Source organism: Lysinibacillus sp. JNUCC-52 (genome assembly GCF_015999545.1).
Classification (GTDB): Bacteria; Bacillota; Bacilli; order Bacillales_A; family Planococcaceae; genus Lysinibacillus.
In genome coordinates, this window is the sequence record NZ_CP065546.1 from 1,133,864 (window position 1) to 1,155,357 (window position 21,494).

A 21,494-nucleotide genomic window follows, 5' to 3' on the forward strand; every position below is an offset into this window, starting at 1 on the left:
TCTATGGCACTTATATGTTACAACAAGTGGCTAATTGCAATATGAAGTATTATTCATAGACTTTTCTCATTAATTATATCAAAAGCAAGTTCAAATGTTGAATAGAAGCTAGAAAAAAAGAGTCAGTTTCCCGACTCTTTTTGAAATTATTCAGCTTTTAAGCCTTCGATAAACTCAGCTAACTTTTGAAGATCTTCATCAGAACCTGTCCATAGACCTGCTGGCATTTTACCACTTGGTGAACCATTGTGTGCAATGTCTATAATTTCATCAGCTGTTAAGCCTGTATTCATAAGTGTTGGCGCACCAGCACCACCTTCTAAGCCTTCACCATGACATGTAATACATGCAGAGCCAGCATAGATTTGGTAACCTTCTGAGCCTTTATCAAACTCTACAGTTTCTACGATAGCACCTTGAATTTTTTGAGCTTCCCAGTCATGATTAACAACTGACTCCCAAGTTAAATAGAACATAGCAGCCAATGTTAATAACATAAACGCTGTTGGTAACGGGCGTTTAGACGGACGGCGTTCTGGACTCTTATCTAAAAATGGCATTAATAATAGCGCTCCAAATGCTAGACCTGGAATGACAATTGCTCCGATAACATTATATGGACCAGAAGCAAATGAGTATTTTAAGAGTTGGTACATGAATAAGAAGTACCAGTCCGGTAATGGCGTGTATGCTCTTGTTGGATCAGCTGGCCCTTCAAGTGGAGATGGGTGAGCGACTGTTAACAATAAATAACCGATTAAGAAAACAGCACCTACCATCCATTCTTTTAGTAAGAAGTTCGGCCAGAAAGCTTCAGTTTTACCTGGATATTCGGAATAATCCTTTGGAACGTTCGGCATTCTGTGATTCGCTTTAATACGAGAATCGCCGACAAATTTCATTCCTTTTCCGCGATGCATAGTGTCCCCTCCTTTAAAAAATCATCGAACCGTCAAGAATTATTACAACGGCCCTGAAATTCCTTGACGACGAATCATGATAAAGTGTGCTGCAAGTAACCCAAACAATACTGCAGGCAAGAAGAATACATGAATCGCAAAGAATCGTGTTAACGTTTGAGCACCAAGAATAGTACTGTCACCCGCTAATAATACTTTAATCATCGAACCAATAAATGGTACAGATGCCGCAATTTCGATACCTACTTTAGTAGCGAACAATGCTTTCATATCCCATGGTAATAAGTATCCTGTAAAGCCAAGACCCATCATTACACCAAAAATACCTACACCAACCATCCAGTTTAACTCACGAGGTTTCTTATAAGAACCAGTGAAGAATACACGAAGCGTATGTAAGAACATCATTACAATTACTAATGAAGCTCCCCAGTGGTGCATACCGCGTACGATTTCACCAAATGCTACTTCGTTTTGTAAATAATAAACTGATTTCCAAGCATTCACGACGTCTGGTACATAGTACATTGTTAAGAACATACCAGATAGAATTTGAATTACTGTGATGAAAAATGTTAATCCACCGAAGCAGTAAACGAATGCTGAAAAATGGTGTGCAGGGTTCACGTGCTCTGGCACTTCGTGGTCGGCAATATCACGCCAGATTGGTGTAATATCTAATCGTTCATCGACCCAATCATAAATTTTGTTTAGCACTGAATTCGTACCCCCTTACAAATTAAACTAGAGTATTTGCTCTTGCTGGACCAATCTCTAAATAACCATCTTTTTCTTGTACTTCAAATTCATCCAACGGACCTAGAGGCGGTGTACCTGCAATGTTTTTCCCGTTTTTCTCGTAACGCCCTGCATGACAAGGACAGAAGAATTGATTTGGGTGTGCTGAATCGCCATTCCAGTCCACCATACATCCTAAATGCTTACAAACAGGTGATAGCGCAATTATTTGGTCGCCTTCTTTGTAAACCCAAGCTACGTCTGTAACATTAGATTTGTACCAAGCGTCAACTTGCTCATAAGTGAAGTCAACTTTAACTGGCTCTGAAGTAAGGTCAGCGACTTTATGTTCGGTTTTGATAAAATCCCCACCTTCATGCTTTTGTAAAACTGGGTCAATTGCAAAACGAACCATTGGCATCAACATACCTGCCGCCATAAATCCGCCAACACCAGTGAGTGTGTAGCTTAGAAATTGACGACGTGAAACTCGATTGTTACTCATCCTTTTCCCCCCTCTAACTTAAAGGTCAGTCCAACGGACATACTTTTACAAATAGTAATACTAGGACATATCTATGATATATCAAGTCCATAGCTTGGTCAATATAGCATTCTGTGGAAACCTGGAGAATGTGAACATTTATTGAAACAAATTGCTAATTTTGTGACCATTTGGTCGAAAATACAGGTATTACTTGGCGCAACTGATCTTCGAGAATGGTTTGTTTCACGTTCATATTCATGGATTCTAGTGGAATAGCTGGTAACCAAATAATATTTACAACATCTCCAATATTTGTCCAAAAATGGTCACAAGTAATGAAGAACACATGCTTAAAGCCAGCAGTATGTAATTGTGTTTCTAATTGCACTGGCATTTCTTCATTTTTCAAAGCAGTACTATACGAAAATGGTGGCATGACTAGTAAGCGACCTCTAAACTGTTGTTCAATAAAAGCTGTAAGCGATAACAAAAAATCTGATTCTGCGCCACTTTGCTTTAATTTTTCAGCAGTAAGATCGATTCCTACAAGTGGAATAATTGCCGTATCGATAAAATCCTTCTGCGCTAAAAACGATGTCACATCGTTTGCATTAAAATACATCCAATAACCCCCCAACTGTAACAAATATAAAAATGCCCTTTTCCACTCTTTTATAGGATAACCAATAAAAAGTGAAAACAATCATTCACTAGTCATGTTACCATATAGAGGTGGATAAAGGGCATTCAAATTTTACCTATTGACTTAACACTATTGTAAATTAGCAGTTTCTTTTAAAACTTGTAACAAATTTGACAATTCATAAAATCGTTCTTCATCGCCTTTATCTAGGGCTTCATCAATTTGTGCAAGTAATTTTTCTTCTTGGAATACGAGTAAACTATTGGAAAGTAACTCTTCTGCCAGTAAACGATCCTTTTCACTAACAATTAATGTTTCTGGCATATAAGGGTTTTCTTCAAGAACTGCTAAGTATTGTGCACTTGGCGGTATATTTGGGAAGTTTAATTGTATATACATATCTTCTTGTTCATGTAAACGTAAGTCATGGAACGATTTCTCAGCATCGGCTGTCATCACATTGCCTTTATAAAAACGAAATGGTACACCTGTTGAGTCTACTGTAGACATCACCATTGCTCTAGGACAATAGTGAGCTTCTTCTACAAACCGTATTCGTTTTAACAACTCATCATTACTTAATAAGTAATTTAAAATCCATACACACTCACGACGTTTTAATTGGTAATTTTTTAAAAACCAGCGAACAAATGCTTTTTTATCGACAACTGATACAGAAGCAGTCATACCCACTCCCTCCTTTACTCTAATTCTAAGCCTTCTAACATCTCTTGCCATTGTGGTTCACTTGGTTGAAGCTTGATTAAATGACCGAGAACTTCTTTAACTTCTGAACGCTTGCCTTCTTCTAATAAGAAATAAACATATTTTTCTAAAAATGCTGCGTCTTCCTTAAAATCAGTATATGCCAAACGGTAAAATTCGTATGCACGGTCGTACAATTCTAAATTTGCATATGCATCTGCAGCGTAAGGGTATAAAGTTATCCATTCAAAATCATTTTTTTGTAATGTCTCAAATAATTCAACGACATCCTCATAGCGTTCTTGTTGATTAAATATGGAAATTAGTGTTAGCACCGCTTCCATATATTCAGGATCTAAAGCAATGGCTTCTCGTAAATAATTTTCTGCTTCTTCTGGCAGAGCATTTTTTAATGCCATTTTACCCGCAAATAAGAATAATGATTTATCGTACTCATCGCGCTTCAAGCCTTCTTTAATGGCTGCGTAAGCTTTGTTATTGTCCTCAGTCATGGCATAGCTTTCCGCTAGCAATAAATAAGCTGAGAAATAGTCAGGGTCTAATTCTTTTAAGTCCTCTAATTGCTTAATAGCCAACTCATATTTTTGCGATTGGAACGCAGCATATGCAGCACCAAATAAAGTATCTGGCTTCACTTCGTCATCTAGCGCTGTTAAATAATAGTCTAAGGCTGTTTCATAGGCAGCGCCCGCACGATATACTTCGGCTAGTCGTTCGACAAGACTGACGCCTGCAAATTCCTCTTGTTGTTCATGTAATTCTTCGTAAAGGCGTGCTGCCTCTAGAAAACGTCCTGTCTCAAATAATAACTCTGCTTTAGCAAAATGTAGTAGTGGCTCATCAGGTAAGATGGCTAACGCCTCATTAATACGTTTTTCTGCCACTTCAAATAAACCTTGCATTTGATAATAATCGGCTAGCACTAGTAATGCTTGCGGGTATTCGGGGGCTGTATCTTCGACTGCTAATAACATGTCTAATGCCTCGTCCTCATCGCCAAGCTCCATTAAGACGTTGGCACGGTCAATTTTTATTTGTGCCTCCTCTGGGAATAAAAATTGCAGATGCTCCAGTACACGGTCCGCTTCTTTCATGTAACCATATTGCATAAAAACTTCCGCTAGTGCGTATATTTCCTCAGGTAATTCCTTCATTAAAAAGGCTTCGAGAAGCTGGTCTATTAAAGCTAAATCCCCTTGCTCAAGTGCTTGCATCATTTCCGTCATTGCATTATTCACAGTCATTCACCTATTCTTTCATGTATATCTTTATGCTACAAAATATTTTCTTTTGAAACAAGAAAAAACTCCCCAAAAGGATTGGGGAGTCTAGTGTTGACTATTTCTTCACAGATTCAACATGCTCGAAAAACGATGGGTAGGAAACCGCGATGCACTCTGCATCATCTAATGTCACTGCTCCATCCGTTATTAACGCTGCCACAGCGCCCATCATACCGATACGGTGATCCCCGTATGTTTTCAAGCTTGCCCCATGTAATGGCGTAGGCCCTTCGATAATCATACCATCCTCAGTTGCTTCAATATGCGCCCCTAATTTTTTTAGTTCATCCACTACTGCAGTAATGCGATCCGTTTCTTTAACTTTGAGCTCCTCAGCATCTCTAATAATTGTTTTACCGTGTGCCTGTGTTGCTAAAAGTGCAAGAATTGGAATTTCGTCAATTAATCTCGGAATCATATTTCCTTCAATAATAGTTTCTTTTAAAGTAGACGTTTCAACTGTAATTGTTGCAGTTGGCTCAGATTGACCGTCCTCATTTGCTACTATTGTAATAGAAGCCCCCATGTTCTGAAGAACTTCTATGATACCGTCACGTGTTGGATTAATCCCCACATTTTCTAAAACAATTTCACTATCAGGGCAAATGGCACCCGCCACTAAGAAAAATGCAGCAGATGAAATATCGCCAGGCACAGACACATGTGTGCCCGAAAGTGTTTGTCCGCCTTCAAAAGTAATTACACCATCCGCCACAGTTATTTGCGCCCCAAATTGGCGTAGCATACGCTCAGTATGGTCTCGTGATACTTCTGTTTCACGCACAACGGTTGTCCCTTGCGCACGTAAACCAGCTAATAAAATAGCTGATTTCACTTGGGCACTCGCAACAGGCATTTGATAGTCAATAGCTTGTAGCTGTGTTCCTTGGATGGCAAGAGGTGTATACTGACCATCTGCACGGCCTGTAATATGAGCACCCATTTGACGTAATGGGTCAATAACACGTCGCATTGGGCGTTTACCGATAGAGGCATCTCCCGTCATCACGCTATGCACTTTTGAACCAGCTAAAATTCCGAGCATTAAACGTGTTGTTGTACCAGAGTTCCCAGTGTAAAGCACCTCACTAGGTTCCTGCCAAGCTTCCATACCTGCGCTTTCGATCGTGACATTTGTACCATCTACATCAATCTTCACACCAAGTTTGCGGAAACAATCAATAGTACTTAAACAATCTTCTCCAAGTAAAAAGCCTTCAACCGTTGTTTTCCCTGTTGCAATCGCCCCAAACATAACCGAACGATGTGAAACAGATTTATCACCAGGAATTGTTAATGTCCCTTGTAAAGACGGTTTGTTATACTGCAATACTTTTTCACTCATAATTATCTCTCGCCTCCGTATGAAGATAGAAAGCGCCGATATATCGACGCTTTCTTCATTATATTTAGCCGTTTAACGCCTCTTAGACGTAGACGAACTAATCTATGAAATATATGTTTCAAAATTTGCTCGCTTTTGAATACATGCTGCTGCACGTTCACGATCACTTTCACTTTGCAGACTTATCACAAGAATACCAAAGACATCTTCACGTGATTCTACAATTCGTAAATTTGTAATGCTGATTGCTTCTTCAGCGAGTAGGCCTGTTACCTCAGAAATGACCCCTGGATAGTCAGGCACATCCACATACAAGTCAAACGAAGTAAACATTGCTCCAGCACTAATTGGTAATTCATCACGTAGCTCTTTTGCAATAGCAAAATAACTTTCAATATCTGCTGAGCTACCATTTAATAGCAGTTCTTTCACACGATCCATTTCAGCTTGCCAGCCTTCTAGCTGTGCTACTAATTCATCACGATTTTGCAGTGTAATATCGCGCCACAAAATAGGATTAGAGGATGCAATACGTGTCACATCTCTGAACCCCCCTGCTGCAAGTGAGCGTGTCATAGGGTATTCACCATTTTCCCCACCTAATTGATGCACTAGGGATGCTGCAATAACATGTGGAAAGTGACTAACTACAGCTGTCATATGATCGTGCTCACGCGCGGATACACTAACTACTTTTGCATGTGTAAATTTTAATAGGCTTTCTAGCTGAGCCATATTGATAATTTCTTCGCCTGCAAGTGGTGTCAGCATATAATACGCATTTTCGAAAAGATGCGCTTTCGCAGCTAATACACCACTTTTATGAGAGCCTGCCATCGGGTGTCCACCGATAAACGTAATTCCGAGCTCACGTAACTCACCAGCTTTTTGCATAATCATTTTTTTCGTACTACCTGTATCTGTTACGATAACTTTATTTTTTAATGGCCATGTTTTTAATTGCTCCATCCATTCAAGCGTAGCGTTGACAGGCGTTCCAAAAATAATGATATCTACCTCTGCTGCAACGTCTTTTGGGTCTGTCACAATGTCATGAACAATATTTAATGTTTTGGCATGCTGGCGAGTTTTTTCATCCATATCATAGCCAATAATTTTAGTTTCAGGTGCTTTTTGTAAAGCAAGAGCAATCGAGCCCCCAATCAAGCCTAAACCAATAACGAGCACTTTGCGTGTCATGCAAAAACCCCTTGTTCTTTTAACACTTCTTCAAGATGCGCTAATAATGCTGCATTTTGAGCTTCTGTACCAATAGTGACACGGATAAAACCTGGCGCACCTAGAGCATTACCACTTCGAATAATAAATCCACGCTTCATAAGCTCTTGGAAAACAACATCACTATCAGCATTCGTGTTAAAGAAAATAAAGTTTGTATCAGATGGGTAGTATTTCAAATTATGTTTTTCACAAAAATCAACGTATTGTTTTTTACCTATTTCATTTGCTGCACAGCAAGATTTTAAAAAGTCTTGATCACTTAATGCAATAGCAGCAACTGCTTGACTTAAAATCGTATTGTTAAATGGAGCACGTACTGGATCTAGTTTTGCAATTACTTCAGGTTGACCAATTGCATAGCCTACTCGGAACGCGGCAAGACCGTATGCTTTAGAAAATGTGCGCATTAATAGTACATTGGGATACTCATCAATTAAAGGTAGAGTTTCTTTATGTCCTGGGTGTGACACGTATTCGATGTATGCTTCATCTAAAACGACAAGTACATCGCTTGGGACTTGCGCTAAAAATGCACGTAAATCTGTATCTGCAATAACGACACCAGTTGGATTATTCGGACTACATACCCACACAATCGAAGTGTGTTCATCAATTGCTGCTGCCATTGCGTTTAGGTCGTGCGCGCCTTCAATACAAGGAATTTTACGAACTTCTGCACCTTCAATTTCAGCATTATGAACGTATTGGGAGAATGATGGATCTGCCATGACTGTATTCACACCTGGATACAACAGAGCACGAGTAAGAATTGCAATAATATCATCTGAACCATTTCCAAAAAGAAGCTGTGTTTCTTTGACACCTACATGTTTGGCCACAGCTGAACGTAAATTTTGTGCGTAGCCGTCTGGATAAATTGCATAGTTTACTGCATTCTTTTGTAAATATGCTGTTACCTTAGGTGAGCATCCAAATGGGTTTTCATTTGATGCTAACTTTACGACTTCTTGTAGGCCAAATTCACGTTGTACTTCTTCAATTGGTTTACCTGGCTTATATGCTTGCATACCGTCCAATTGTTGTTTCCATTTCATCTTAAACATCTCCTCTTATTATTTAGCTTGGGCTAAATCTGGTCTTAATTTCACTGCATCATTTAAATAAATGTGCTGCACATCTTTCTGCGCCATTTCCACATTCGCATGGATTAACACACGAATACATAATGGCAGGGCACCTGGTACGTCCATTTCATGCATACACATAACAGGGACATACTGCCAGCCGTCCATTAACCTCACAGCACGCGCTGGAAACGCCGATGTAATATCTGGTGTCGTTGAAATTACGATTGAAGCAATGTCGTCAATCTCTACATGGTTTGCTGCCACCACTTCACGTACTAATCTCGCTGTCTCATCCCATACAAGCTCTGGCTTGTCCAATTCAATTGTAATTGCACCTCTAAGTCCACGAATCATACAAGCACCTCCGCTAATAACTGTCGGAATTCAGCATCTATTTCTTTGCATTCTGCTAACTCAATTGGTCGCACAAAAGGTTTTCCAATTTCTTCAAGTAATACAAATTGTAGAACTCCGTATTCCGCTTTTTTATCTTTCAATAAATACTCTATTAATTGTTCAAATGAATAATCATTTACCGCTTCAAAAGGATAGCCATTTTTCAGCGCAAATTGTAAAAATGCTGTTGTGAATTCACGATTTAACTTACCATATCGTTCACTTAATAATAGACAATACACAAGCCCAATCATCACTGCTTCACCATGTGCAACTTTTCCATAACCCGCCGCTGCTTCAATGGCATGACCATATGTATGTCCTAAATTTAAATATTTGCGCACTGATTGCTCTGTTTCATCCTCAGATACGATTTTCGCCTTTACTTCAATTCCAGCTTTTAAGTGATTGGCCAATTCCGTAGTGCTAAAACGGATAACAGACTCTGCATCCATTAGCTCTTGGAGCCAAGCGGCATTCGATATCATCGCATGCTTAATGACCTCTGCAGTTCCAGAACGTACCTCGCGCTCAGATAAGCTTTCAATAAAGACAGTATCGTAAATTACGCCTTCTGGCTGATAGAAAGCCCCAATCATATTTTTGCCTAATGGATGGTTAATAGCGGTCTTTCCGCCAACTGCTGAGTCATGAGCTAAAATTGTCGTTGGTATTTGTATAAAAGGCACTCCACGCATATATGTAGCTGCAACAAAGCCTGTTAAATCACCAACTGCTCCTCCACCAAATGCAAAAACAAATGATTTTCGTGAACATTTTTGTTCGAGTAAAAAAGTTTGTGCGGCATTGTATTGTTCAAATGTTTTACAAGCCTCACCACCTGGTAGCACAAATACCTCAAATGCATACGGAAAATTCCCCTTGAAATATTCCCCTTGAGCAGCCCAAACATTGGCATCTGTAAAAACAATAATCTTATCTGCTTTTTGCAGTTTCTCATCAAACGTTTTAACTGCTTCGGCTAAAAAATTATGTCCAAGCACTACCTCATATTGATGTGATTTTGTTGCTACTGGTACACGCATATATTAAAACTCCTTTGCGTAACGGCGTTGTTCTTCAATTTGTGCTTTTAATTGTGGCAGTTGATCTCCATGGAATTGATCCATAATCGCGCTTGCAATTTCCCAGGCAATAACATGTTCAGCTACTACTGAAGCTGCTGGTACTGCACAGCTATCTGAACGTTCTACACTTGCTTTAAACGGTTCTTTTGTCTCAATATCAATACTTTGCAATGGTTTATACAATGTTGGAATTGGCTTCATCACACCTCGTACAACGATTGGCATACCTGTAGACATTCCGCCTTCTAGGCCGCCAAGTCGATTCGTAGCACGAGTATAGCCTTCTTCTTCCGACCAAATGATTTCGTCATGCACTTCTGAACCTTTACGACGAGCCATTTCAAAGCCAATACCAAATTCAACACCTTTAAAAGCATTAATAGACAACATGGCTGCTGCTAATTTTGCATCTAATTTCCGATCGTAATGAACATACGAACCAACACCAGCTGGCATGCCTTCAACGATTACTTCAACAACACCGCCAATAGAATCGCCTGCTTTTTTTGCTTCATCGATTGCCTCTACCATTTTTGCCGAAGCAACAGGATCTACACAGTAGCAAGGATCAGCTTCGACAATTGTACGAATTTCATCTACAGTTTTTCCTTCAATGACAGACGTGTCTGCTTTAATACCAACTATTTCTGTTACATGTGACACAATTGATATACCGAGCTCATTTAATAAAGCTTTTGCAACAGCTCCTACTGCAACACGGACAGTTGTTTCACGCGCAGAAGAACGTTCTAAAACATTTCGTAAATCTCGATGTCCATATTTCATGCCACCTACTAAATCAGCATGGCCTGGACGTGGGCGTGAAATTTGACGTTTGATATCATCAGGATTAACATCCTCCGCTAAAGGTTCCGCCCCCATAATTTTCGTCCAATGCTTCCAGTCATCATTCGTGACAACGAGCGACACAGGAGAGCCGAGTGTTTGTCCGTGGCGAACACCACCTACTATTTCTACCGTATCCGTTTCAATTTGCATACGACGACCACGGCCATGACCTCCTTGGCGACGCTTTAAATCATGGTTAATTTTTTCTGCTGTAATTGGTAAAAGTGACGGTAAACCCTCAATTATTGTAGTTAATTGCGGTCCGTGTGATTCTCCTGCTGTTAAGTAACGCATAAACGCTTTCTCCCTTCAACTCGCTAAAGTATGTATTTTTCACTATAACATATATTCTCTAAAAAAACAGTCCTTTTGCAAATGTCATAGTACGTATTCATAAATCAATTAAGAATAGGATGCATAGCATTATATGCGAATATTCTGAACGATTTATTTAAAAAAAGAGGTTTTTTAGCTCACCATAAACGCCATATAATAAGTCCAAGATTTTTGAACGTGAAACCGTTTTACATTAATAAAAAATACGCTTTTGCTTATGCAAGCGAAAAGCGTACGGTCATCTATGTCTAGTGTCTTGGCAATTTATGTACGTGACAGTCATCTGTTGACTGTACGAAAGCTTTTCATCATTTAATTAATTATTTTTTTCTATAGAAGAATGTATCTTCTACTTCAAATTCATAACGTGAAGGATTAAAAATTTGCTCCGTTGACCCTACAAATAAAATGCCATCTTGTCGCAATGCTTTACTAAAGTTCGCATATATTTGATCCTTGGCTTCTTCGGTAAAGTATATCATAACATTTCTGCACACAATTAGATCATAATTCGAATCGTAATGATCGTTAAGCAGATTATGCTTTTTAAATGTGACACAGCGCTTAATTTCATCTTTAACTCGGTAGAAGTTTCCTTCTTGCTCAAAATACTTTGCTTGAATATCTTTTGGTACCTCTGCTAATGAACGCTCTGGATAAACACCTAGCTTTGCCTTTTGAATGACATTTTCATCTAAATCAGTGGCGATTATTTGAATTTGCGATAACGGTACTAATTGCGATAATACCATTGCTAATGAATATGGCTCTTCTCCAGTTGAACATGCGGCACTCCAAATTTTCAAACGCTTATTGGATTGTAGTAACTTAGGGAAAATTTTCTTCTGCAACACTTCCCAGCGTTTTCCATTTCGATAAAACTCAGATACATTAATCGTCATTCGATCTAAAAACTCATTCATCAAATCACGATCTTGCTCGAGTGCTTTTAGAAAATCAACAAAATTACGATATCCTTTTTTCTCGTACAGTGAGGTTAATCGTCTTTTCATTTGCGCTTCTTTATATAACGCTAAATCTATCCCAGTTTTGCGCTTAATACCTTCAACAAATTGTACATAATCAGACATACGGTCATCTTCCCCTCTAGCGTCGTATTTCCATTATAGCGGAAAAATGCCTTTACTGAAATAGTCTTTCCATGTATTCCATGTTAGTTTGTTGTATTTTTCTTTTCTTCCAATAGTAGCACTTTGGAATGTTCCAATTCTAGTCGCAATTTTTCTGTTTCTTTTGTATAGGATTCTAATCTTAACTTTTCTAATTCTACTTCTTGTTCAATTGTTTTTAATTTTAATTTTTGACCTTTTGTACGTGCATCAGTAAATATACCAGCTAAAGAGATCATAATGCCTCCAATAATAGCAACAATAGCAATTTCCATTTTTTCTCTTCCCCCTATCTATATAGATTATACGATAAAACAAAGGAATAGTTTCCATTTTCGAAAGTTCTTTAAGCAATTTTCTTATAGCGCTGCAGTACAGTAATCGCCGCAAATCCATTCTAAAAAACTAAAAGAAGGCATCGAGGTCTTCCTGATGCCTTCTATCGCCATTCTAAACTGCAGACGAACTAAAACACGCTTTCTTTGACAGTTAAATTTCTACACGATAATCTTTTAAATTATCCCTTAGCTTTGCTTTCATGAATTTTCCTACAGATGTTTTTGGTACTTCATCTAAAAAGACTACATCATCAGGAATCCATGTTTTATGGAACTGTGACCGTAAACTGTCCAGCAGCTCCTCTTTTGTAATCGAGTCTTTATGCTCTGGTTTAGGGACAACACATGCCAAAGGTCGTTCTAGCCACTTTTCATGTGGAATTGCTACCACTGCCGCTTCAAATACTTTCGGATGTGACATCAAAGCATTTTCAAGCTCCACTGACGAAATCCATTCGCCACCACTCTTAATTAAATCTTTTGTGCGATCTGTAATTTTAATATAGCCATCAGGCGTCATTACCGCAATATCTCCTGTGTATAACCAACCATCTTTAAAGGCCTCTGTTGTGCGCTCATCCTTATAATACTCATTCGCAATCCAAGGTCCTCTTAAAGTAATTTCGCCCATTGTTTTGCCATCCCAAGGTACCTCACCGTGTTCATTCACTATGCGCATATCAAGAAGTGGCACTGTTATCCCTTGTGTAGTGCGAATGTGCATTTTTTCGTCTGTCGTATAGTTTTCCATATGTGTTAAGTATATCGATAAACTAACGAGCGGTGATGTCTCAGTCATACCGTAGCCTGTAAAATACGGTATGTTTTGCTCTTCCTCGAAGCCGCGCACAAGTCCAATTGGAGATGCAGACCCACCACAAATAATCGAACGTAGGGAAGATAAATCTCGGGGCTGTTGACGTTGCTCTTGTAAAACGCCGAGCCAAATAGTCGGAACCCCAGCTGTTAACGTTACTTTGTACTGCTCAAACAAATCGAGTAATAGCTGTGGTGTAAACATCGGCCCAGGTAACACTTGTGTTGCGCCAAATAACACACTAGCAAACGGTAACCCCCAGGCATTGGCATGAAACATTGGTACAACGGGTAACACTACATCTTGCTCACATATCGCGATGCTATCAGCAAGTCCCGCTGTAATACTATGAAGAACAATACTGCGATGTGTATAAACAACACCCTTTGGCATACCTGTTGTGGCACTTGTATAGCACATACCTGCTGGTGCATTTTCATCTATATCATCAGGGAAGACAAAATTATCATTTGCCACTGCAAGAAGATCTTCATAGGACAGAGCATTCGGTAATGGCGAATTTTCTAACTCAACAGCATCTCCCATAATAATAAAATGTTTTACCGTTTTGAGCTGTGACACAATCGGCGCAATAACTGGTACTAAATTTTCATCAATGAGTAAAATTTCATCTTCTGCATGATTAATGACATACACAATATGCTCGGGTGCCAGCCGAATATTAATCATATGTAGCACAGCACCTGCACACGGCACAGCAAAATATGCCTCTAAATGACGATGATGATTCCAAGCAAACGTACCAACTTTTACACCACGATCCATTCCAAGTGTCGTAAGAGCATCTGCTAATTTACGCGTACGCTTAGCAAACTCTTTATAGGTAAACTCATGAATGGTTGTAGCGCTTGTACGCGAATATATTTTCTTCGCATGGAAAAAGCGCTCAGCTCGATTTAAAAAACTTGTTAGTAGTAAAGGTGTATCCATCATATGCATAATATCGCTCCCTTTCGTTTTCACATTTAACTTGCATTAATGCCAAAGCTGATTGCTACTACAAAAAGATATTTACATTTAAGAATGAATCCATTTACTTCAAACACGAAAAACTTTTTAGCCCATTATTTTGGCTGCATTCGTATCGCACCGTCAAGGCGAATAACTTCACCATTCAGCATGACATTATGAATAATACTTTCCACAAGCATCGCATACTCGGACGGTTTGCCAAGTCGTTTGGGGAATGGTGTCATGCTAGCTAATGCTGTACGAGCAGGCTCTGCTAATGACGCAAACATCGGCGTTTCGATTAGCCCAGGCGCAATGGTCATTACGCGTATGCCCAAATCTGCAAGCTCGCGTGCAATTGGTAATGTCATTGCTGCTACCCCACCCTTTGAGGCACTATATGCAGCTTGTCCTATTTGACCATCAAAGGCGGCCACCGATGCGGTATTAATAATAACGCCTCGCTGTCCATCTTCGTTTGGCTCATTAAGCTGCATTTTTTCAGCGGCAAGTCGAATGACATTAAACGTGCCTATTAAATTAACAGAAATTACTTTAGAAAATAGCTCAAGTGCATGTACTCCGCGTTTTGAAATGACCTTACTAGCATCTGCAATCCCTGCACAGTTCACCGCCACATTAATAAAACCAAATGTAGCAATCGCATACTCAAGCCCAGCTGCTACTGCTGCCTCCTGTGTAACATCTACACGGACATAGCGAACACTTTCTCCTAATTGCTGTGTGATTGTTTGCCCTCTTTCATCATTAACATCGAAAATGACAGCTTTACCGCCTTCTTCTACAATTTTCCTTACAGTTGCTTCCCCTAAGCCTGATGCACCACCTGTTACAATCGCTACAACGTCATGACATTTCATACAACCCAACCCCTTTACATTTTTTCAATAATAGTGGCATTTGCCATTCCCATACCTTCGCAAATAGCGAGTAGGCCATAGCGTAAGTTTTCACGTTGCATCCGATATAGCATCGTTGTTAATAGCTTTGTACCAGTTGCTCCTAGAGGGTGTCCTAAAGCAATTGCACCACCAGTAGGATTTAGCTTTGCAGGGTCTGCACCAATATCATGTAACCATGCAAGTGGTACTGGGGCAAATGCTTCATTCACCTCATACGTATCAATATCCTCAATAGACAGGTCTGAACGTTTTAAGGCTTGTCTTGTAGCTTCAATTGGACCCGTAAGCATAAGGGTTGGATCTGACCCTATAACTACGCGTGTCACTATTTTTGCCAGTGGTTGAATACCTAGCTCTTGCGCTTTTGCTAACGACATCAGCATGACAGCTGATGCACCATCACTCATTTGACTTGCATTACCAGCCGTAATAACGCCGTGCTCTTGAAAAACTGTTTTCAAGTCATTTAAACGATTGATGGTCGTATCTGCCCGAGGTCCTTCATCGACTTCAAATGTAGTAGCGGTTCCATCCTCTTGTATTATTTGGACAGGCATAATTTCCTTTTGAAAATGCCCTGCCTCTATTGCTGCTAATGCACGTCTATGGCTTTCATAAGCATAGTTATTCAATATGTCTTTTGAAAACTGCCATTTTGCAGCCATTTTTTCAGCTGATAGTCCTTGATGAATAATATGATAATTTTCTTGTAAGCGTTTACCTTTATGGGCAGTTTGCATATTTGAAAACATCGGCACCCTTGTCATACTTTCAACACCACCAGCAATCACAACATCCATATCCCCTGCTAAAATAGCCTGTGCTCCAAAATGGACTGCTTGCTGACTAGAACCGCATTGTCGATCAATCGTTACTCCAGGAACCTTCTCTGGGAAGCCCGCCATTAATAAAGCGGTTCTGGCAATATTTGCACCTTGTTCTCCTGTTTGAGTAACACAGCCAAGAATAACGTCCTCTACTTGTCCTTTATCAATCTGTGCACGTTTTATCACTTCCTGTAGGACATCTGCTGCTAAATCATCTGCACGTACATCTTTTAATGCGCCTTTACTACGCCCTACCGCTGTACGAACAGCTGCTACAATTACTACTTCTCTCATGTAAATACCCCTTTTCTAAAACAATACTGTCATACCCCATAATACATTTACGTTTAAGTTTATTTGCTTGGTAGAAAATATATACCGCTTTATGAAACTATTTACTAGTTATTAATTATCAGAATATTACATTATTTATTTTACATGACGAATGCGTGATTAACAATTCTTTATGTATTTAAATAGAGTGAAAAGATAGCTAGTTTGACATTGCGTATTCGGCCTTCTATACAAAACATTTAAGAAGGTTTTAAGCAAAAAAAAAGAGCGATTCCAAGTGAATGGATATCGCTCTATATTTTATAAAATTAAACTAAATCTTCACCGAAGAATAAGCCAATTTCACGCTCTGCAGAAGCAAGAGAGTCAGAACCGTGGATGATGTTGTGAGAAACAGTTGTTGCGTAGTCACCACGGATTGTACCTGGGTTAGATTCTTCTGGTTTAGTAGCACCCATCATTGTACGTGCAAGTTTAATTACGTTTTCGCCTTCCCATACCATTGCGAATACTGGACCAGAAGTGATGAAATCAACTAATTCACCGAAGAATGGACGCTCAGCATGCTCAGCATAGTGTTTTTCTGCTAATTCTTGAGGGATTACCATTAATTTAGCGCCTTTTAATACAAAACCGCGACGTTCAAAACGATCAACGATATCTCCTACTACTTGTCGTTCTACGCCATCAGGCTTAACCATTAAAAAAGTTTGTTCGATTGCCATGTTTAAAACACTCCTTAAATTCGTCTAACAGGTTTTACACCTACCGATAAATATTAACAAAAAATGAGCTTTAGCACAACAAAAAGCTAGAATTTACGCTTGCCCATAAACAAAGCGATGTCACGAAGCTTTTTCTTAATAGGATGTTTTGGTAAAGCATCTATTTCTTGTAAAGCCTTTTTTAAATACTTGTCGCTCATTTTATTAGCTTGTGTAATAGCATCAGATTTACGCACATATTGCAACATTTTTTGGCGCTCGGGCTCAGTTAATGTTCCAGCAAACACTTTTGCTAAATAAGGCTGCATCTGTTCATCATCTTTTAATAATAAAATCGGTAACGTAATATTACCTTGTAATAAGTCACTACCTGCTGGCTTCCCTAATTCTTTATCTGTCGCCATAATATCTAATACATCATCAATTATTTGAAAGCTCATGCCTACAAAGTAACCAAAGCGTTTTAAATGGCTTACCGTTTTTGCATCTACACCTGCTGCTACTGCACCAATCTCACAGCTAGAAGAAATTAGTAATGCTGTTTTTCGTTTAATACGTCTGAAATAATCCTTTAAGCCCTGATCCAATCTAAACTTGTCTTCGATTTGAATAACTTCACCGTTACAAATTTCCACCATTGTACGTGCTAAAATTTGATGAACTAGAGGATCCTCGAGTTTCGTGATGTATTCAAGTGCACGTGCAAAAATAAAATCACCCGTGTACATTGCTACTCTGTTATTCCATTGAGATTTGACAGTTGGACGTCCTCGTCGCATATCGGAATCATCAATCACATCATCATGTACTAGCGACGCCATGTGAATGAGCTCTAAAGGCACAGCCACATTTTTCATCTTTTCGATATCATAATCGCCAAATTTTGCGCCAAGCAACACAAAAATTGGTCGGATTCGTTTGCCACCAGCTTGTAATAAATGGAGAGAAGCATCGTTAATTAAATGCGAAGACGAATTCACCGCTTTTTCTAATTCTTGTTCGATGATATCAATATCTGACTTCAAATCGGAATAGAGTAGTTTTAACTTCATCTTTTCCACGCTTGAAAACCTTCCCCCATTAACGTATCTTTTTAAAGCCCATATGCATTGCCGCAGCACCGCCACTGTATGCTTTGTACGTTACTTTTTCTAAACCTGCCTGTTCAAACATTGCCGCTAGCTTCTTCATACCTGGGAAATTATTTGCGGACTCCTGTAACCAAGAGTATTCTTTATAGCTTTTCGCAAAAATTTTACCAAATATCGGCATGATAAATTTAAAATAAAATCGGAATAGTTGTCGATAGCCAGGAATTTCTGATTGTGACGTTTCTAAACACACAACCATCCCACCAGGTTTTACGACGCGATGCATTTCTTTTAACACTTGCAAATAATCAGGAACATTACGTAGACCAAATCCAATCGTCACATAATCAAATGTATTGTCTGGGAAAGGTAATTCCATTGCATTCCCTTGTATAAGCTCGATTTGTGGATAAGACGTTATTTTTTGCTCGCCTACTTTCAGCATGTTTTTACTGAAATCTAATCCCTTTACTTCGCCACTTTTTCCAACTGCCTCAGCTAAAGCAATTGTCCAGTCAGCTGTTCCACAACAAACATCTAGCGCTTTCGAACCAGGCTTGACAGCCATGCGCTTCATCGTATCGTTACGCCAACCAACATGCATTTGGAAGCTAATAACGCCATTCAATTTATCATAGTTTTCCGAAATACTTTCAAATACTTCGTGAACGTGCTCTTCTTTCGATTTAGCCATTTTAGTAAAACCTCTCTTATCCGTTTGTAGAAGCAATAGATGCCTCTACACGTGCTTGTAGAGCTTGTTTCACATCACTTTGTAAAAATGATGCTTGGTCTATCACCTGCAACAGCTCTGTTTTTAAGCGGGCAATTTTATCTTGTAAGACGCTATTAAATGCCGCGCCTGCTTGTATGGCACTTTGTTCAAGTGCTTTACTCATTAAAGACTTTTGTCCACGCTGATACATAGCCCATTCTCTTTCTAATCGTAACAATAATAAACTCTTTTCCATTAACGGAATATAATGATGCCATGCATAAAGATCAAAAAACTTCGCAATTAAACCTGATTCTATATTGCTTATTGAAGAACACCATTGTTCAACAGTACGCTGTTCTGCTTCGTATACTTTGATTTGATGTTCGCAACGTGCCACAATTCCTTGTGACAAATTCCGAATCAATGCGACATTTCCCGACATTGCCAAGATTTCATAATATCGCCCACTATAAAAATCTCCAGCTAAAACGGTTAGCTGCTGTTCTTTTGAAGTGGCGTCTAGTTCTTTAATATGATCATGTGCCGCTAGAGCTGCATATACAATTCCAACAGTTATTGCAGCTTCCCTTTGCTCTTGTTGCCACTCTTCGCCATTCAAAAAGGGAACTAACAAGTAAAACAGTTGATTTTCATCGAGCACAGGCACTCCTGTGTATTTTTGCAAAGTTCTATGACGAACATCCATGAAAATCTCTGTTTTTAACTGTGCAATTGAATTTTGAATGTATGTTGCATTCATAGACCTTACTCCATTTCACTTTCAAATACGTTAATCATCTACATGACTTAACGCTTGCTCACTGAGTCATTATAGCATAAGCATCGATTCGGAATAAAAAGTTTTTACTTTTACCAACATGAACGGGCAGTAGATATCCCCCATCGTAATACCCAGAAAAAATTGGTAGGAAATCTACTTGCCCGTAAAAATTAGTTTCAAACACACACACTGATTTGTTCCCGTATGTGTTATGCATTCCTGCACAATATAACTAACAAGTCATCGGCACTCTATATGGACCTTACCGATAAAAGCTACAATACAATACCTACGTTACTTTTTTCCTTCACTTTGGATAACACCATGTGCTGTATGAATTTGCGCTTTGCCACGAATTTTCATTGCAGATGTGTGCTCAGTAAATTGAGCAATCATGACTTCCCCTGCATCTAATTTTTCAGAATGATGGAATTTCGTATCCGTACCACGTGTTAAGCCTATTACATGTACGCCATCCTCTTCTGCCTGAATTACTATATAATCTTGCGCCATTGTCTGTACACTCCTTAAATCCGACAAATTCTTAGTCCATCATAACATAATTAGACATGCAGTTTAAGACATTTGAATAAATGACAAGACTTCTCTCCGTTTTACCTCATCTTGTTCATAAATGCCACGAGCCACAGATGTAACCGTTTTAGAACCTGGTTTTTTGAGACCACGCATTGTCATACACATATGCTCTGCCTCGATTACTACGTAAACACCTTTTGGAGATAACATTTCCATAATCGTATCGGCTACTGATGATGTAATACGTTCTTGTAATTGCGGACGACGGGCAATTGTTTCAACCGCGCGACCTAATTTGCTTAGTCCCGCTACGATGCCATCGTTTGGTATGTAAGCTACATGTGCTTTGCCATAAAACGGCACTAAATGATGCTCACACATTGAATAAAATGGGATATCCTTTACAAGCACTAATTCTTCATGATCCTCATGGAAAACAGTTTTAAAATAATCTTTTGCATCTTCATGTAAGCCACTAAACATTTCAGCATACATTTTCGCAACACGTTTCGGCGTATCGAGCAATCCTTCACGATTAACGTCCTCGCCTACAGCTTCTAAAATCATTTTGACTGCTTCTTCTATTTTCAATAAATCAACATTCGACATTCGTAAAAACCCTCCTGCGTATCAAAACATTACACATTTCCCTATGCATCGTAGCATATCCAAAAGTTAAGCGCAAAACGACTTACTTGATTTAAAAGAAATTCAACATATCTTCTTAAAGTTTACGTGCAACATGCTATGTAAAAGCCATCTTGTGACTTATTTTTTGTATTTTGTAAGTTGTTGCAAATCGCTTATTTTTAAAAATAAGTTAAAAAGAGCAGCCTTCATGCTCGTTTACATGAAGACTGCTCTATGTAACTACTAGACGTGTATTATTTTACAGCATCTTTAAGCGCTTTACCTGGTTTGAAAGCAGGTACCTTGCTAGCAGCGATTTCGATTTCTTTACCAGTTTGTGGGTTACGACCTTTACGAGCCGCACGTTCACGTACTTCAAAGTTACCAAAACCAATTAATTGTACTTTGTCACCCTTTGCAAGAGCATCTTGAATTGTATCAAATACAGCTTCAACTGCTTTAGAAGCGTCTTTTTTAGAAAGACCTGCAGCTTCAGCAACAGAGTTTACTAATTCTGTTTTATTCACACCATTCACCTCCTCTCAAAGGGTCATGAACCAATTCTGTAAA

Annotated in this window: 24 protein-coding genes; all 24 read right to left on the bottom strand. The window is 39.0% G+C overall.

Translation table 11 applies throughout. The features are described 5' to 3' along the window. Positions 1–146: 146 nt before the first annotated feature. The 24 genes from JNUCC52_RS05950 to JNUCC52_RS06065 all read right to left on the bottom strand — a co-directional run bounded on the left by JNUCC52_RS05950 (position 147) and on the right by JNUCC52_RS06065 (position 21,451). Positions 147–920, bottom strand: coding sequence for a menaquinol-cytochrome c reductase cytochrome b/c subunit (locus tag JNUCC52_RS05950; RefSeq protein ID WP_173478471.1), 774 nt, complete (start codon positions 918–920; stop codon positions 147–149). A 42-nt stretch (positions 921–962) separates the two neighbouring features. Continuing rightward, positions 963–1,637: a menaquinol-cytochrome c reductase cytochrome b subunit gene (gene qcrB, locus JNUCC52_RS05955; RefSeq protein ID WP_024364262.1), complete on the bottom strand. Its 675-nt coding sequence runs from the start codon at positions 1,635–1,637 to the stop codon at positions 963–965. A gap of 22 nt (positions 1,638–1,659) precedes the next feature. Next, positions 1,660–2,163, bottom strand: coding sequence for a QcrA and Rieske domain-containing protein (locus JNUCC52_RS05960; protein WP_173478470.1), 504 nt, complete (start codon positions 2,161–2,163; stop codon positions 1,660–1,662). A 154-nt stretch (positions 2,164–2,317) separates the two neighbouring features. Then, entirely contained in the window at positions 2,318–2,767 is a 450-nt protein-coding gene (locus JNUCC52_RS05965) for a DUF2487 family protein (protein WP_173478469.1), read from the bottom strand. Between the two features lie 150 nt (positions 2,768–2,917). Next, a complete protein-coding gene (locus JNUCC52_RS05970; RefSeq protein WP_024364265.1) occupies positions 2,918–3,475 on the bottom strand; it encodes a ReoY family proteolytic degradation factor in 558 nt (185 codons plus the stop codon). Positions 3,476–3,489: 14 nt separating this feature from the next. Continuing rightward, positions 3,490–4,758 carry a tetratricopeptide repeat protein gene (locus JNUCC52_RS05975; protein WP_173478468.1) on the bottom strand — a complete coding sequence of 423 codons (1,269 nt, stop codon included), beginning with the start codon at positions 4,756–4,758 and terminating at the stop codon, positions 3,490–3,492. A gap of 94 nt (positions 4,759–4,852) precedes the next feature. Then, entirely contained in the window at positions 4,853–6,142 is a 1,290-nt protein-coding gene (gene aroA, locus JNUCC52_RS05980) for a 3-phosphoshikimate 1-carboxyvinyltransferase (RefSeq protein ID WP_337981682.1), read from the bottom strand. A 102-nt stretch (positions 6,143–6,244) separates the two neighbouring features. After that, positions 6,245–7,342, bottom strand: coding sequence for a prephenate dehydrogenase (locus JNUCC52_RS05985; protein WP_173478466.1), 1,098 nt, complete (start codon positions 7,340–7,342; stop codon positions 6,245–6,247). Beyond that, positions 7,339–8,439, bottom strand: coding sequence for a histidinol-phosphate transaminase (gene hisC, locus JNUCC52_RS05990; protein ID WP_337981683.1), 1,101 nt, complete (start codon positions 8,437–8,439; stop codon positions 7,339–7,341). Before hisC ends, JNUCC52_RS05985 begins: the two co-directional genes overlap by 4 nt. 18 nt (positions 8,440–8,457) lie before the next feature. Next, the gene (aroH, locus tag JNUCC52_RS05995; RefSeq protein ID WP_173478464.1) at positions 8,458–8,826 is read right to left on the bottom strand and encodes a chorismate mutase; all 369 of its coding nucleotides are present in this window, start codon (positions 8,824–8,826) and stop codon (positions 8,458–8,460) included. After that, positions 8,823–9,914 carry a 3-dehydroquinate synthase gene (gene aroB / locus JNUCC52_RS06000; RefSeq protein ID WP_337981684.1) on the bottom strand — a complete coding sequence of 364 codons (1,092 nt, stop codon included), beginning with the start codon at positions 9,912–9,914 and terminating at the stop codon, positions 8,823–8,825. Before aroB ends, aroH begins: the two co-directional genes overlap by 4 nt. Positions 9,915–9,917: 3 nt before the next feature. Beyond that, on the bottom strand, positions 9,918–11,099 hold the full coding sequence (aroC, locus tag JNUCC52_RS06005) for a chorismate synthase (protein WP_173478462.1): 1,182 nt from the start codon (positions 11,097–11,099) through the stop codon (positions 9,918–9,920). Between the two features lie 362 nt (positions 11,100–11,461). Further along, the gene (locus JNUCC52_RS06010; protein ID WP_173478461.1) at positions 11,462–12,232 is read right to left on the bottom strand and encodes a CheR family methyltransferase; all 771 of its coding nucleotides are present in this window, start codon (positions 12,230–12,232) and stop codon (positions 11,462–11,464) included. Between the two features lie 83 nt (positions 12,233–12,315). Further along, the gene (locus JNUCC52_RS06015; protein ID WP_173478460.1) at positions 12,316–12,546 is read right to left on the bottom strand and encodes a hypothetical protein; all 231 of its coding nucleotides are present in this window, start codon (positions 12,544–12,546) and stop codon (positions 12,316–12,318) included. 214 nt (positions 12,547–12,760) lie between these two features. Further along, positions 12,761–14,386: a long-chain fatty acid--CoA ligase gene (locus tag JNUCC52_RS06020; RefSeq protein ID WP_337981685.1), complete on the bottom strand. Its 1,626-nt coding sequence runs from the start codon at positions 14,384–14,386 to the stop codon at positions 12,761–12,763. Between the two features lie 125 nt (positions 14,387–14,511). Then, on the bottom strand, positions 14,512–15,279 hold the full coding sequence (locus tag JNUCC52_RS06025) for a 3-hydroxyacyl-CoA dehydrogenase (RefSeq protein ID WP_337981686.1): 768 nt from the start codon (positions 15,277–15,279) through the stop codon (positions 14,512–14,514). A gap of 14 nt (positions 15,280–15,293) precedes the next feature. Beyond that, positions 15,294–16,442 (bottom strand): thiolase family protein, encoded by a 1,149-nt coding sequence (locus JNUCC52_RS06030; RefSeq protein ID WP_337981687.1) that lies wholly within the window; start codon positions 16,440–16,442, stop codon positions 15,294–15,296. Between the two features lie 308 nt (positions 16,443–16,750). Further along, positions 16,751–17,167, bottom strand: a complete 417-nt coding sequence (gene ndk, locus JNUCC52_RS06035; protein ID WP_173478456.1) for a nucleoside-diphosphate kinase — start codon at positions 17,165–17,167, stop codon at positions 16,751–16,753. Positions 17,168–17,253: 86 nt separating this feature from the next. After that, positions 17,254–18,228: a heptaprenyl diphosphate synthase component II gene (gene hepT, locus JNUCC52_RS06040; protein ID WP_173478455.1), complete on the bottom strand. Its 975-nt coding sequence runs from the start codon at positions 18,226–18,228 to the stop codon at positions 17,254–17,256. 19 nt (positions 18,229–18,247) lie between these two features. Further along, entirely contained in the window at positions 18,248–18,952 is a 705-nt protein-coding gene (locus JNUCC52_RS06045) for a demethylmenaquinone methyltransferase (RefSeq protein ID WP_173478454.1), read from the bottom strand. 16 nt (positions 18,953–18,968) lie between these two features. After that, positions 18,969–19,736, bottom strand: coding sequence for a heptaprenyl diphosphate synthase component 1 (locus tag JNUCC52_RS06050; RefSeq protein WP_173478453.1), 768 nt, complete (start codon positions 19,734–19,736; stop codon positions 18,969–18,971). Positions 19,737–20,051: 315 nt separating this feature from the next. Then, a complete protein-coding gene (mtrB, locus tag JNUCC52_RS06055; protein ID WP_010858802.1) occupies positions 20,052–20,270 on the bottom strand; it encodes a trp RNA-binding attenuation protein MtrB in 219 nt (72 codons plus the stop codon). Positions 20,271–20,333: 63 nt separating this feature from the next. Then, positions 20,334–20,903 carry a GTP cyclohydrolase I FolE gene (folE, locus tag JNUCC52_RS06060; RefSeq protein ID WP_173478452.1) on the bottom strand — a complete coding sequence of 190 codons (570 nt, stop codon included), beginning with the start codon at positions 20,901–20,903 and terminating at the stop codon, positions 20,334–20,336. 275 nt (positions 20,904–21,178) lie between these two features. Then, a complete protein-coding gene (locus JNUCC52_RS06065) occupies positions 21,179–21,451 on the bottom strand; it encodes an HU family DNA-binding protein (protein WP_004232618.1) in 273 nt (90 codons plus the stop codon). Positions 21,452–21,494 lie beyond the last annotated feature (43 nt).